The 14,341-nt window shown below is 30.4% G+C and carries 12 protein-coding genes; 4 read left to right on the top strand and 8 right to left on the bottom strand.

All coding sequences use genetic code 11. The features are described from left to right. Positions 1–117 precede the first annotated feature (117 nt). Both IR010_RS19715 and IR010_RS19710 read right to left on the bottom strand, forming a co-directional pair. Positions 118–567 (bottom strand): hypothetical protein, encoded by a 450-nt coding sequence (locus IR010_RS19715; RefSeq protein ID WP_194569768.1) that lies wholly within the window; start codon positions 565–567, stop codon positions 118–120. A gap of 252 nt (positions 568–819) precedes the next feature. Beyond that, positions 820–1,365 (bottom strand): hypothetical protein, encoded by a 546-nt coding sequence (locus IR010_RS19710; protein WP_029272625.1) that lies wholly within the window; start codon positions 1,363–1,365, stop codon positions 820–822. A gap of 590 nt (positions 1,366–1,955) precedes the next feature. On the opposite strand from IR010_RS19710, the gene IR010_RS19705 reads away from it, so the two are divergent. Together IR010_RS19705 and IR010_RS19700 are read left to right on the top strand one after the other, a co-directional pair. Then, the gene (locus IR010_RS19705) at positions 1,956–2,936 is read left to right on the top strand and encodes a helix-turn-helix transcriptional regulator (protein ID WP_194569770.1); all 981 of its coding nucleotides are present in this window, start codon (positions 1,956–1,958) and stop codon (positions 2,934–2,936) included. 45 nt (positions 2,937–2,981) lie between these two features. After that, on the top strand, positions 2,982–3,974 hold the full coding sequence (locus tag IR010_RS19700) for a helix-turn-helix domain-containing protein (protein WP_194569772.1): 993 nt from the start codon (positions 2,982–2,984) through the stop codon (positions 3,972–3,974). A 155-nt stretch (positions 3,975–4,129) separates the two neighbouring features. Here the strand turns inward: IR010_RS19700 and IR010_RS19695 are convergent, their stop codons facing one another. From IR010_RS19695 to IR010_RS19685, 3 genes are read right to left on the bottom strand one after another with little or no spacing between them, the layout of a single operon-like run. Next, positions 4,130–6,085 (bottom strand): OmpA family protein, encoded by a 1,956-nt coding sequence (locus IR010_RS19695; protein WP_194606069.1) that lies wholly within the window; start codon positions 6,083–6,085, stop codon positions 4,130–4,132. A 20-nt stretch (positions 6,086–6,105) separates the two neighbouring features. Next, on the bottom strand, positions 6,106–7,023 hold the full coding sequence (locus tag IR010_RS19690) for a type IX secretion system membrane protein PorP/SprF (protein WP_194606067.1): 918 nt from the start codon (positions 7,021–7,023) through the stop codon (positions 6,106–6,108). Positions 7,024–7,060: 37 nt separating this feature from the next. Then, the gene (locus tag IR010_RS19685) at positions 7,061–8,362 is read right to left on the bottom strand and encodes a gliding motility-associated C-terminal domain-containing protein (RefSeq protein ID WP_194606065.1); all 1,302 of its coding nucleotides are present in this window, start codon (positions 8,360–8,362) and stop codon (positions 7,061–7,063) included. A 472-nt stretch (positions 8,363–8,834) separates the two neighbouring features. Between IR010_RS19685 and IR010_RS19680 the strand changes: the two genes are divergently transcribed. Both IR010_RS19680 and IR010_RS19675 read left to right on the top strand, forming a co-directional pair. Continuing rightward, positions 8,835–9,302, top strand: a complete 468-nt coding sequence (locus IR010_RS19680; RefSeq protein WP_194569781.1) for a Panacea domain-containing protein — start codon at positions 8,835–8,837, stop codon at positions 9,300–9,302. Between the two features lie 5 nt (positions 9,303–9,307). Continuing rightward, a complete protein-coding gene (locus IR010_RS19675; protein WP_029272632.1) occupies positions 9,308–9,658 on the top strand; it encodes a hypothetical protein in 351 nt (116 codons plus the stop codon). Between the two features lie 91 nt (positions 9,659–9,749). On the opposite strand, the gene IR010_RS19670 is transcribed toward IR010_RS19675, so the two are convergent. From IR010_RS19670 to IR010_RS19660, 3 genes are all read right to left on the bottom strand, one after another. Further along, entirely contained in the window at positions 9,750–12,167 is a 2,418-nt protein-coding gene (locus tag IR010_RS19670; protein WP_194606063.1) for a tail fiber domain-containing protein, read from the bottom strand. A 239-nt stretch (positions 12,168–12,406) separates the two neighbouring features. Next, positions 12,407–13,852 (bottom strand): tail fiber domain-containing protein, encoded by a 1,446-nt coding sequence (locus tag IR010_RS19665; RefSeq protein WP_194569788.1) that lies wholly within the window; start codon positions 13,850–13,852, stop codon positions 12,407–12,409. A 137-nt stretch (positions 13,853–13,989) separates the two neighbouring features. Next, positions 13,990–14,341 (bottom strand): hypothetical protein (locus IR010_RS19660; RefSeq protein ID WP_194569790.1); only part of this gene is annotated, 352 nt, incomplete at its 5' end.

Genomic DNA, 14,341 nt, shown 5'->3' with positions numbered 1-14,341 from the left:
GCAATTAGTATTTTACTATAATAAAAAAGTAGGTTATTGAGCAACCGATAACCTACTTAAAAAAAAAATAAACTAACGTAATAACTTCTGTTAAGAAGTTTATTACTATAAATCAAACTACATTAAAAAAAATAAAGCTTTATAAAAATTATCAAATTGTGTTGGGAGAATTGGCGTATTTTGAAGTCTTGATTCCAATGTTATCTTATTCAAATTTAAAGTCATTTTAAAATGTTGCTTTAAATCACTAATAATTTGTGATCGTGTTTTTGAGCTATCTAATAAAATTAAGTTTTTAACTTCCTCTAAAAAACTTAAACTATTATACAACTGCTTGTTAAAAAGACAAACTAAAACATTTGCTTCTTTTTTATCTAATTTTAGATATTCAATCATTTCAAATTTATCATAAACAACAAATATAGAACGATCATAATCTTTAGAATTATTTTCATTTTCCAATAAAAAAGAGCTTTCAAAGAAATCAAATTCATCTTTAAACTTTTTTTTAAACATTTTTAAGAAAAACCCTTTATTATCCCGCACTAAAACCTTTTCCTTTTCCATTATTCAATTAAAATTGTTCTTGTTAATATACTTTAAATCAAAGCACTTAGTTTATTTAAAAACTTAGCGCTTAAAAACCGGGCAAAGGTATTTTACAATTTTTGCTTTGAGTAACTTGATAAGACATGAAACAGTTAAAATAAGGTTTTTTATGAGACGCAAAACAATGTATATCAATAATTTAAAACCCTTTTAATACCTATCTTTCAATATTATATTTAATAAATTTTAGCAGGATAATGAATTATTTGATCAAACTTTTATAATAGGAGTTACGTTACTTTCTACAAAAGTTAGCAGTTTTTCCATATTTCTTTCATCATTATATTTGTTAGAAATTGAAATTATATATCCATTTCTTTCTTTTACATACAGAAAGAAAAAATCTTTAGTCAAAATCGCCTTTTCAATTTTAATCCATTTATGAGTTATTTCACCTAGTGGTGAATGTACATTTATTACAGTGTTATTAAAATTAAGTTTGTATTTCCCAATAATGCTTTCAAACTTGGATATTTTTTTTAACAACCTGAAAATAAGCCTACAAATTGTATTTACAAGTGAATATTGAAATATTAGAAAGAATATTATAACAAATAAATTTCTTATAATCCATATTGTAAAATCATTACCAGTAGTTAAGTTGAAAAAATCATAGACAATAGAAAAAAATAAAAGAAGACTAAAAAATATGCTAACTCTTTCTTTGTATAAATTTTTAAAATACATTTTATTTAATTTCCTTATTTCAACAACATTCAATTCAAACTCCAAGGAAAAGTTATTTATACTGTCCATTTTGTATGTGATATTTATTTATTTGAACCTTCTGAAAAATTAGATAGATTAATCTTCCAACAGTTCAAAATTAATACAACCACAGTTTATCTTTCTAGCAGATACGTCAATTAAATATCAGAATAAGACTTTTTATAAGAATGGATGTAAAAAACACATGGCTGTTTTTGAAAACAATAAATAAGAAATATTCCTTCAAACTTTTCATCTTTTTTGTGCATCAAAAAAAATTATAAAAATCCCTTAATAAGACAAAAAAATATCAGAAAAAGGCTTAAAAAACAATACTATTTATTTTGTTTTCAAATAGTTAAATAAACTTATTATTTTACAATCTTAACTAAAATATTTAGTTACTTTTGAATTTAATTTAAAATAAATATAAATAATTTCTTACTTTTTTTTTAAGTGTGTTTTTTAAGGTAAAAATTAAATCTCAATTGCCTAAAATATTTTCTTTTTAGATTGTTTTTTGTAATTCCATTTAATTACTAAAAGGTTATTCTTAGCAAAGAAAAAACACTAACAAACATATAATCAATAAATTAACTTAAAAATTATTAACTTTATATATTAAATTCATTATGCCATTGAAAACAATTCATCATTCTTACAGCGCAGATTTAAATTGGGTAGAGCCCTTTGCTAAACAGTTCGGAGGAAAAGTTGAAGGCAATTTCATAATTATTCCAGAAGATTTACAGTCCGGAACAAGATATTTTTATGATTGTGGAGACGGTATTATTGCCTATTATATTAATGTAGAATATAAAAAGACCTTTCATTTAATACAGAGAAACGAAAACAAAGATTTCGTAGGAATATACTATAATCTTACCGATGGAGAAGCTAGTGTTTCCAGTACTGATTTCACTTATAATTTTGGAAGATGGCAATATAATTTGGCAGTCATTGATGGAAATTTAGAATCTAGTTATAAAGTTAAAAATGGAAGCAAAACATTTGCACTATGTATCTTTATAAAAAGGAGCAATATCGAAGAATATGCAAAGAAAAACAACATTCAATTTCATAATATGAATAGGATGGTTGATCCATCAAAAAATACTATTGTGCGATTCGACAGAATGAGTAACGAAAGCTTTCATCTTTTAGACGACTTAAGAAAACTAAAAACTGGAGGATCTGTGTTTAATTTAAATTTAGTTGGAACTGTACACTTGCTAATCTCAAATTATTTAAAAAAAATAGCCAGCAACCGTATAATTATTCAAACGGTCAACGAAACTGATCTTGCTAATATTATTAATATACAAATGTATTTAATTGATAATGTTGAAGGTCATTTTCCAAGTATTAAAATGATGGCGAGTATGGCAAATATGTCTGAATCAAAATTTAAAAATTTATTTAGAAAAATTACCGGTATCACACCAAACGTCTTTTTTATGGATAATAAATTGCTATTAGCCAAAAATCTTTTGGAAAAAAAACAATTGTCTATTTCGGAGATATCATATAAGCTCCATTTTACTAATAACTCCTATTTTGCTTCAAAGTTTAAACAGCATTTCGGATTATCTCCAAAAACTTTTATTAAACAATTGTAATTAATGCCAAACATCAGAATGTAGTAATAATAACTAATCTCCTTTATGAAAAAAATTACACATTTTTATAGTTTAGGTCCCGAGTGGCAAAATCAACTTGCTGAAGAAATGGGAACGAAAGTAGTAGATGATAAAATAATTGTTGTGCCCGAAAATATAGGCCGAGGACATACTTATTTTACTCAAATTACATCTGGTATTTCTGCATTGTTTTTTGACATTGAATTTAATACTCCTGTTAAAATAACCAGGCTAAAATCTGATCACTATTTATATATTTTTCATTATGATTTAAGTGAACATGTCAATTTAATCAAAATCAATAATAAAGACTATGAGATTGGTTCTTTTGACAAATTAGATCTTGCTATCATCGATAATAAACTGGAAAGTTCATTTAAACCAGCTGTTAATGAAAGAACAATTGCTTTACGGATTTTAGTCGATAAAAATTTATTAAACGATTTTACAGAAAAATATCCTAGTAAAGAAATAACAAAAAATAAAGGCAAGTCAACACAAAACACACTTTATCATTATGGCAATATTGATAGTAATAGTCTTTTGCTCATTCAAGCCATTAAAAGCAAATCTATTTATGATTTATCATTTGATTCATTTTTAAAAGGGGTTTCATTAAAATTATTAGGGAATTTTTTTAATAAATTCTATAATATTGATACTGCTCAAAATGAAATCACTGATGTTGAAATTGAAGCAATAACCAAAACAAAAAACTATCTTCTTGATAACTTATATGGTCCATTTCCTTCGATAGCATTTTTATCAGCTTTAGCGGGTATGTCTGATTCAAAATATAAAATGTTATTTAAGAAATATTTCAAGGATACGCCAAATAACTTATTTATTGTAGAAAAAATGAGGCTTGCTAAGAATCTACTACAAAGTGGAAAATTTAATACATTAACAGAAATAATCTATGAATTAAATTATAATAAGCTAACTTATTTTAGCTCAAAGTATTATGCCCTTTTTAAAAGAAAGCCTTCAGAAGATTTCGTAAAAAAATTATCATAAGTATATTTATATAACTTAAAAGTTAAGGTAAAATATTTATTAAACTCTTAATTATCAGAAATTAATGCTAAATGCATGAGTAATTATTATAAAATAAAAGGGTATCAGAAATGATACCCTTTTATTTTATTTATACTTTCGTGATATTCACGAAATTATTTATTGAAATTAATAATAAATTCAGAACGTCTGTTAAGCTGATGTTCTTCTTCAGAACATTTAACACCATCAGCACATTTATTAATTAATTGACTTTCTCCATATCCTTTGCCAGTAATTCTATCTGCTCTTACACCTTTGCTCAAGAGATATTTAACTGTTGATTTTGCTCTTCTGTCAGATAATTTTAGATTGTAATCAGCATTACCACGGCTATCAGTGTGTGATCTAATATCAACAGAAATATTTGGATAATCTTTTAATACCTGAAGTACTTTATTTAGTTCGATCTCAGAAATAGGTTTAATTTTATCACCATTAAAATCAAAATAAATTGGCTTTAAGTCCAGCTGTTTTGTTAGATCGCCATTATCTGTTATAGTTTTGTTATCTTCTGAAATAAGGGAATTCGCATTCGGATCACTAATCAAATATTTATTTATTTCAATTGTCTGATTCCTCTGTTCTTCAGCTATATGAAGATCTTGTTTCTCTTGATAATATCCCGTTTTATCATAAGTCAAATAATAGTCCCCTACTGGAACTTTCAATAAATACTCTCCTGCATTATCAGTATAAAAATCATCTAACTTATTCTGATTTTTATCATAAACAGTGATCTTAACTTTTGGAAGTAATTCACTATGTTTTTTGTCATATACTTTTCCGTATACAAGTATTTCATACTTTATAGTATTATGAAGTTCAGTAAAGCTATATATCTGATCTTTTGAAGTTCTGTTTGAAGCAAAAAAACCTTTATGAGTATCTGGGTTAACAATATAACCAAAATCATCTTCTGTAGTATTAATTGGCTGGCCAACATTTACTACTTTATAAGAATTATCTTTTTGTTTAATTCCCTCAAAAACATCAAGTCCACCTAATCCAGGATGTCCGTCAGATGCAAAATAAAACTCTCCTGTTTTAGATACAAATGGGAAAGTTTCTCTTCCAGCTGTATTTATTGATGGACCTAAGTTTCTTGGTTCTCCAAAAGTACCGTCTTGTTTTATCTCTACCTCATATAGATCAGTCTGTCCTAAAGTACCAGGTCTGTCAGAAGCAAAGATTAAAGTTTTACCATCTGCACTTAATGCTGGGTGTGCATTCGAAAAAGATTTATCATTAATACTTAAATCTTCAATATTAGTCCAATTACCATTGTGCAAAGTTGCTCTGTAGATTTTAAGACGGTTTGTATTTGTATCATCTTTTCCAAATTTACCGCCTAAATAATTACTTCTGGTGAAATAGATTTGATTTCTATCTTTTGTAATTACAGGAGTTGACTGGTGGTAAACTGAATTTATTTTTCCACTAATTTTTTTAGCATCTGTAAGATCTCCGTCATCAGTCATCGTTGCTTCATACAATTTAAAAAATGGTTTTCCATTCCATTTGTCAATATATTTTTTAACAACATTTGTATCTCTTGCAGAAGTAAAAATGACTTTATTGTCTTTATAAAAAGCAGGTCCATAATCAGAAACCTGAGAGTTTATACTTACTGGCTTAATTGTAAAAGGATTTGAATTATTCAATAAATCTTGCAAATAATCCGTACTTGCTGAAATAGAAGTATTTCCTGACCTTGCATTGTATATTCTGATAATTTTTGCTGCATCATCATACTGTCCATTAGACTTTAACGTTTGTGCATATCTAAGTAATTGTATATTAGGAATAACAAAATTATCTTTAGTTTTATACATCTGATCATATGCTTTTAAGGCATTACCATATTCGCCATTTAAAAAGTAAGCCTCCCCTAATTTTGAATAAAGTGCCGGTGAACCATATTTTTTTTCAATAAGTTTATTATACAATTCACTTGCACTTACAAATGCATATTGATCGTAATCTTTTTCTGCCTGATTAATTAATTTGTTTTGCGAATACGTATTATGTATACTAAACAATATTATAAAAAGTAATATGTATTTTTTCATGAGTATATTTATCTTCATTATTAAAAGAATCTTGGATTAATCAATCGTTTGTCAGATTTATTGAATAAATCAAATCTTAAGAAAATTTCATGCGATCCCGAATTATAATGTCCCAGTTTTGTTGTGTCATAATCATAACCATAACCTACCATTAAATCATTTGTAACTTGAAAACCAGCTAAAGCGCTTACTGCAGCATCCCAACGGTATCCAGCTCCAAGAGTGAATTTCTCATTAATTAAAAAGTTTGCTGATAAATCAACAGCTACTGGTGCACCAGGAACTACTTTTAATAATGCGGCCGGCTTAAATTTTAAATTTGGATTAAGATCGAATACATATCCTCCCATTACATAAAAATGTGATTCCTTACTGTATACCGATGAAGCGACATCACTGTAATAACTTGTTTTTAATAATTTAGGAACTGATATTCCAACATACCAATTATCATTATAAGCATAAACACCCGCACCTACATTTGGTGAAAATTCAGATGGGGAACCGGTTAAATATTGATCAGGAGATTCACGATTTAGCTTATCATAATCAACTTTAAAATTTTCAATACCCCCTGATATACCGAAAGACATTTTCCAATCGTTCTGACCTAAAATCAATGTATAAGCATAACTTGCTGTAACTTCTGTAGTTTTTGATGGCCCGATTTGATCACTCACTACGTTTAAACCAATTCCATTACCATGATATCCTAGAGGACTTTGAATCGAAAAATTCATTGTTTTTGGAGCGCCATCTAATCCAACCCATTGTGTTCTATACAATCCCATAGCACTAATAACACCTCTCGAACCAGTATAAGCCGGATTGAATGTCATTGTATTGTACATGTATTGCGAATATTGAGATTCTTGTTGCGCTGAGGCACTAGAAATCCCTAGCAACAATATTGCTGCCAGACAAAAAATATTTTTCATTAGTTCTAAATTAATTTTTGATTCTTAAATTCTAAGATTATTGATTGTTGATGTACAGATATCCTGATTTTTCAACCATTTTATTTTCTTTTTTATAACTTAATATGTAGAAATAAGTTCCCGTAGGAAGTTTGTCACCTCTGTTAATAGTTACGCGTCCATCTGAATATCCTCTGAACATTACGTCAGTTTCATTATATGAATTAGCTTCATATACTTTTACACCCCATCTGTTGTATATTTCAACTTTATTTTCAGGATATTTATTTATACCTTCTATATGGAAACTATCATTTATTCCATCTCCATTTGGCGTAATTGCATTATACACAATCAAATCATCTTTATCTGTATTCTTTTTAGTAACAATTGCCATTGTAAAAATGCCATATCCTTTTACTGGACCAGTCAACAAATGTGAGTATGTTTCTCCGGTTATCTCATTACTCAAAACACCCCCTTCTCTAACCCATTTTGATGTTGTTTCATCCCAACGTACAATTGCTAACTCTGTTCCTGAAGTTTGTGTGAAAAAGTCAGAAGGTGTAGTATCTGTATCTAGAGTAAGACTCAAAACAATTTTTTCATCTCCTTCATTCTGTCTTACTTCCCAATATTCTTTATCATTTATAAGTTGAATTCCTGATTCTTTACTTGTATGAGGATATTGATTTCCTGAATTTTTATTAAAATATTGTGTTGTATACAGATTATTCACAGAAGAATTAGCCGCATGTACCGATGGTCTATAAAATTGGCCATCACCCACTGGGAATTCAAACATTTTCTGTCCTTTTTTTTGTACTTTTCCATCAACAAAACTCTGGTCTCCTGTATTTTTATGAACAGCGTTTTCATTAAAAACTACCAAACCATCATAATCATCAGCATCAACAATTCCTTTCTTAAAATCCGCTTCTTTATTGACAGAAAAAGTTGTAGCTAAATGAAATGGAATTGGAGAGTTCAAATTGTTAAAAATTATATTTTGAAAACCTGATGGTTGTCCACCCTCTAAAATTTGATCTTGCTCACCTATAAAAAAGGTTTTACCGTTTGCTGCAGTATTATAACCAACTACTCCCTCATTTTTCCAATTTTGAAAAACGTAAACCTCACCGTCATTAATAAATTTTCCTGAAGATGCATTTTCATAATCCATGTAGATAGACAATATTGTATTATTGTCTACTTTCACATCACCATTATTAACCATTTGAGCATTTACTTTATAAGAAGAAAATAAGCCGGCAAAAAGACCTAATGCACAATAAGAACATTTTTTACTTGCCATTCTAAAAGCTGGCAGTTTCACATTATATAAATTTTTATTTTTCATAAATAGGCATATATTTATTATATAAATTACACTTTGAATTAGGCCGTAAAATTAATTGATCAATAAAATTTACCCCTCCCTTAAAAGTTATTGCTATATCATAATAGGGTTAAATCAATTCTGCTTTACCACATCATTTATTTATTGATTTCACAACAATTAAACGGCGCAAAGTTCTGATTATCAATATCAATTTTTAGCCTGTAAAAGTTTTTAAACTTATAGATTAAGACATATCTATATATTACAGAATGTATGCCTATGAAATTTTACTAAGAAATATTTTAGGAGAAGATTAGTTAAACTATTTATAACAAATAAAAAAAATGACTAATAAGTAAATACTCACAAAAAAAACGAGTGACATCACTTTTTTTTGCTTAAATGCTGAATAACATGTTAAATTGATTAATTTTATCATTAAATATAATCAGCAAAACATAAATATTTGCTGATACCTAAATTTCTAAATGTGTCACAATCAGCTTTATTTTTAGCAGGCGAAATTCTAAAACGTGCAAAAGAGCAAAACATAGGAATTTCTAACATGTCGCTTCAAAAGCTTCTTTTCATTGCAAATGGGCTATATCTTGCAAAAAAAGGTAAGCCATTATTCAATGAACCTATTGAAGTATGGCCATACGGACCTGTAATAAAATCAGTATATCATGAATTTAAAGAATATGGTAATACGGATATTAGAAAAATTCCGATTGCATATACTATGAACCTGGATAAGGAATTTGATGCCACTGCCAATGAGGCTATCAACTTCGCTTTACAGGTGGCTCAAAATCTTAATGCCATTCAACTATCCAACTGGACCCACCTTCCTGAGTCTCCTTGGGCAAATGCAAGAAACAATAATGACGATTATATTTCAAACGAGTCTATTGCTGAATATTTTCAGAGATTCATAGAACAACAAGAACAATTATAAGAAGCATGGCAGCAAACGTTTCAGGTTTTAATCTTAATAATTTACTAGATGATGCTACAGCAGCTCCAACAAGTCCAGTATCTATTGCTGAATATATGTCATATGAAAAACATATTCAGGAAATAAAAAATTCTGATCAGAATATGGTCGAACGGAAAAATTATGCTGAATATATTTTTAGCTTTACCTGCCTTTGGTGTATTGCAATATTATTTATATTGATTTGGAAAGGAATGGGAAAATTAAATTTATCTGATGAAATAATTATTACATTGATTGGATCATCAACAGTGAATGTTTTTGTTTTCTTCCGTTTAGTCACAAAATATCTTTTTAACGAGGCAAAATCCACATAAAGTCTAAGTTACTGCTATAATTATCTATAAAAAAACCCGATTGTTTAGCTCAATCGGGTTTTTATATTCCTTGTTTTTACAATAAACTTATTTATTTTTTATCAATTATTTTTTGAACCAGCAACTTCAAGTTTTCAACTTCTTCTTTAAGACTTACTATTTCTGCTTGTTGTTCTTGTACTGCTTTTACTAAAGGCACTACAAATCCTGCATATCGCAGACTATAAAAATCATTCTCGCTTTGCGGTTTAACAATACCATTAAATTCATATCCAATACTATTTGCAGCAGCTTCTACTTCCTGAGCTATGAAACCTGATTGTAATTCTGTAGGACCTGTTTTCATTTTATAAGTTACTGGACGTAGTTTATTGATAAAGTTTAAACCATAAGTACTGGTAACGATGTCTTTTTTCAAACGAAAATCTGACCCTATCGACCACTCCACAGCTCCACCAATACTTGTCATTGAACTATTTCCTATTTGTACTGTATTTGAACCTCTACCAATAGTGTTATACCCAATAACAATCTGATTCGTCTCGTTATTATCGTGCGGTGCAGAAAATGATCCAATAAAAACTGATTGTTTACTCGATAAATAAGCATTTCCTCCACCACTTAAATGACCAATTCCCACATTATTAGAACCTATAATTTTATGAAGTGCTTGATCGCCTACTGCAGTGTTAAAACCTTCTTGTGTAACATTATCAAGTGCATGATAACCTATTGCAACATTTTGTGTACCTGTAGTAACTTGAGAAAGCGCATTAAATCCAACTGCTACATTAAACATTCCTGAATCATTGCTACTTAAAGCACCATAACCAAAAGCTGTATTATCTCCTTCTACCGAACTTCCTAAGGCATTTTCTCCAAAAGATGTATTACCTCCTGAGGTTCCTATTCTACCACTTAAAACGCTATTTCTCTTGAAAACCAAATCCATATCATCTGTAGTACCTATAAAGTTCGTTCCAGCCGTTGTTCCTGCATTTCCTCTTACATCCCATTTTTTGACTATTTCTTTTGCCAAATCTTCAATTGCACCTTGTACATTTATTGAAGGTACTGCAACAGTTACATTTGGCACTGCAGCAATTGAAGTACTTGGTGTTTGAGATGCAGTTTCAATAGGTGAAGAAATCACATAAGGTTCCTCTTCAGTTCCTTTACCTTTTACAGTTACATTTGTACCTTCAATTGTTTTACCACCTAATCCATTAATTCCTGGTACACCTTGAGAACCTTGCTGTCCTGGTATACCTTGAACACCTTGCTGTCCTGGTATACCTTGAACACCTTGCTGTCCTGGTATACCTTGAGGACCTTGTTTCCCTTCTTCTCCTTGAATACCTTGCTTTCCTGTTTCTCCTTGAACTCCTTGAGCGCCATCGTTACCTTTTGGACCTCTCAACCCTTCTAATTGTTCCTCTGTGAAATCTTCATATTTGAAATTTTTTCCATCAATCCCGTTGGTTCCATTAGTACCATCCTTTCCATTTATTGAAGTGAAAGTCCCATCAGAGTTTTGAATGTAAACTGTATTAGTTTCCTTATCGGTGTAAATATTAATATTCTCACCTGGGTAACCGTCTTCACCTTTATTTCCAGGAGCACCGTTTCCGCCTGCTACTCCAACTGCACCATCTTTACCATCTTTACCATCTTTACCATCTTTACCATCTTTACCGTCCTTTCCATTTATTGGCGTGAAAGTTCCATCAGAGTTTTGTATATAAACTGTATTAGTTTCCTTATCAGTGTAAATATTAATATTTTCACCTGGGTAACCGTCTTCACCTTTATTTCCAGGAGCACCGTTGCCGCCTGCTACTCCAACTGCACCATCTTTACCATCTTTACCATCTTTTCCGTCCTTTCCATTTATTGGCGTGAAAGTTCCATCAGAGTTTTGTATATAAACTGTATTAGTTTCCTTATCAGTGTAAATATTAATATTCTGACCTGGGTAACCGTCTTGACCTTTATTTCCAGGAGCACCATTACCTCCAGCTACGCCAACAGCACCATCTTTACCATCTTTACCGTCCTTTCCATTGATTTTAGCCCAGGTCCCATCTGGATTTTGAACATATACATCACCTGATGAATTATCTGTATATATAAGAATATCTTCTCCTGGATAACCTGGTTCTCCTTTATCACCCGGAGGCCCATCTCCACCAGTTGCTCCACAACATTTTGCCGCTTCATCAGAAACTGCAATTCGATGCCATTTATCAATATACCAGTAATAATATCCTGGTTGAATATCAGAAGCGGTCGCAGTATTAAATACCAGCAAGCTATTTACATTTCCGTTTTTGATTGTAGTTGCATCTGTTGAGCTCGTTAAAGGAACTCGCGAAATCAATATCCCTTTATCTGAAGCGATGACTTCTAATTGTGCTGATTTATCTGGCTTAAGTGTCCCAATACCAACTTGGGAATACCCTACGTATCCACTTAAAACTAAAAGTAGTGGTAAAAATTTATTCTTCATTATTTCTTTTTATTCAATTAAAAGCTATGAAAATCAATAAATAAGATTTACAAAGCCTGTCCATAAGCCATTTGCTGTTTTTTTGACGGTGCAAATTTCTTTCAGTTATGAAAACTTATTTACTCCTGAAAGTTTTAATTCTATTAGATTAAGACTTTTTTTTATGTAAGCAAAAAAGCCCACTGCAAGTTGCAGTTGGGCTCTATTATTTGCCTGTGTAAAAAAGATAATTAGTAATCTTATTTGTTCAACAATTTTTGCACAAGTTCTTTTAACTCCTGAATATCTTTTTGTTGCTGTTCAATTTGAGTTTGTTGTTTCTCAATTTGAGTTTGCTGTTCTTGCACTGCCTTTACTAATGGTACTACAAATTCAGAGTAACGGAGGCTATAAAAATCTTTATCACTTTGTGGCTTAACTACCCCACTAAATTCATATCCAATATCATTCGCTGCTGACTCAACTTCCTGAGCAATGAACCCTGACTGTAAACCTGTAACTCCTGCTTTCATTTTGTATGTTACCGGACGTAATTTAGTGATGAAATTTAGACCAAAATTACTCTTTACGATATCCTTCTTTAAACGAACATCTGAAGGGTTTGACCACGCCACCTGACCTCCAATGCTTGTCATCTGATCATTTCCTATTTGTACTGTATTTGAACCTCGTCCTCTGCTATCATGACCAATAACGATTTCATTTTCATCATTATCTTTCTGAGGATAAGCTTTATTACCTATCACAACAGAATTTTTTAATGAAGTAAGTATCTGTATACTATTCTCCACACCATAATATCCCCCTGCTTCCATTCCAATAGCAATATTATTGTTCCCTCTGGTTAAACCGCCTAACGCCGCTGCTCCCAATGCGATATTAAAACTGGTAGTTTCAGATTTCGCAAGTGCAAACCCTATAGCAATATTCTGATTTCCACTTAAATTGGCATTAAGTGCAGATAATCCTATTGCAACATTATCACTTCCAGTATTATTTACCTGAAGCGCTTGCAGACCTATTCCAACATTCTCAGAACCTATTGTATTACTAGCAAGAGTATGCGTACCAAAACCTACATTTGAATTTCCTGTAGTATTACTCATAAGAACATTGTAACCCACCGCTATATTATTAGAAGCCGTATTTACTTTAAGTACATTGTAACCAATTCCTACACAATAGCTACCTGTATTATTTTCTAGAGCATTTATTCCGAAAGCTACTGCATATTTTCCTGTATTTGCAACTGATGAATTATATCCAAAAGAAGTGTTAAGTAAACCGATTCTTCCACTCTCAAATCCATTTCTTTTAAAAACCAAATCCTGATCATCAGTTGTACCTATAAAATTTGTTCCAGCAGTTGTACCTGTATTACCATTGATGTTCCAACTATTATTAACTATTTTACGTAATACACCATTAGCATCCATTGATAGAATTTGATCTGTTAATGCACCTGTTTGCAATCCTGTAATTGCTAAAGTATTGCTTGCTGTAGTCGTTAAAACTGAAGGCTGTATTAAACTTCCTCCAAACTGAACAGTACCGTTTGTAATGGTTAAACCGTTATTTGCTGCACCAGGGGCACCTGGATAAAAAGTTACTTTTTTTCCATTTGGAGTAACAACCGTTTCAGATGTTTGTGCCATAATAAATCCAGATTGAATTAATAACAGCATACATATTATTTTTTTCATATTTAAGTCACTATGTTTCTATGATTTATAACCATATTATTATTAAAAATTTATAATTTACTTATTTGAAAACTACGCATTCTTATACACAAGAATACGTAGCTTCAAAAACTCTGATTTTATTTTGAATAATCAATTATTAAATTGTCATTTGCCATTAATGTATACGAGCCATTATTTCCAGGATTGTAAGTAACTACTTTACCGCTTACAGAAATTGCATCTTTATCGATACGGACTCCATTTATATATAATTTCACTTTTGACAAAGCAGAAGGCGTGTCTGATAATGTAAAACTAGATTGACCTGCATTAGCTATAAATTCTTCTATTACTTGTTGAGGAAGTACTGCATTTACAACATACGGATTTGCAACCGTGCCATCGCCTGTAATCTTAATGTTTGTTCCTTCCATTGTTTTACCGCCAATACCATCAATACCTTTTTCTCCTTTTAAAGAATCTTTATCG

Source organism: Flavobacterium sp. MR2016-29, assembly GCF_015350695.1.
Classification (GTDB): Bacteria; Bacteroidota; Bacteroidia; order Flavobacteriales; family Flavobacteriaceae; genus Flavobacterium.
Note: the sequence above shows the minus strand (reverse complement) of the source record. Positions and strands in the feature narration are given on the sequence as shown.

What these genes read in the sequence shown, in the direction of transcription:
- IR010_RS19715 (WP_194569768.1), bottom strand. Translation starts at nt 567, where the DNA reads ATGGAAAAGGAAAAGGTTTTAGTGCGGGATAATAAAGGGTTTTTCTTA.
- IR010_RS19710 (WP_029272625.1), bottom strand. Translation starts at nt 1,365, where the DNA reads ATGGACAGTATAAATAACTTTTCCTTGGAGTTTGAATTGAATGTTGTT.
- IR010_RS19700 (WP_194569772.1), top strand. Translation starts at nt 2,982, where the DNA reads ATGAAAAAAATTACACATTTTTATAGTTTAGGTCCCGAGTGGCAAAAT.
- IR010_RS19695 (WP_194606069.1), bottom strand. Translation starts at nt 6,085, where the DNA reads ATGAAAAAATACATATTACTTTTTATAATATTGTTTAGTATACATAAT.
- IR010_RS19690 (WP_194606067.1), bottom strand. Translation starts at nt 7,023, where the DNA reads ATGAAAAATATTTTTTGTCTGGCAGCAATATTGTTGCTAGGGATTTCT.
- IR010_RS19685 (WP_194606065.1), bottom strand. Translation starts at nt 8,362, where the DNA reads ATGAAAAATAAAAATTTATATAATGTGAAACTGCCAGCTTTTAGAATG.
- IR010_RS19675 (WP_029272632.1), top strand. Translation starts at nt 9,308, where the DNA reads ATGGCAGCAAACGTTTCAGGTTTTAATCTTAATAATTTACTAGATGAT.
- IR010_RS19670 (WP_194606063.1), bottom strand. Translation starts at nt 12,167, where the DNA reads ATGAAGAATAAATTTTTACCACTACTTTTAGTTTTAAGTGGATACGTA.
- IR010_RS19665 (WP_194569788.1), bottom strand. Translation starts at nt 13,852, where the DNA reads ATGCTGTTATTAATTCAATCTGGATTTATTATGGCACAAACATCTGAA.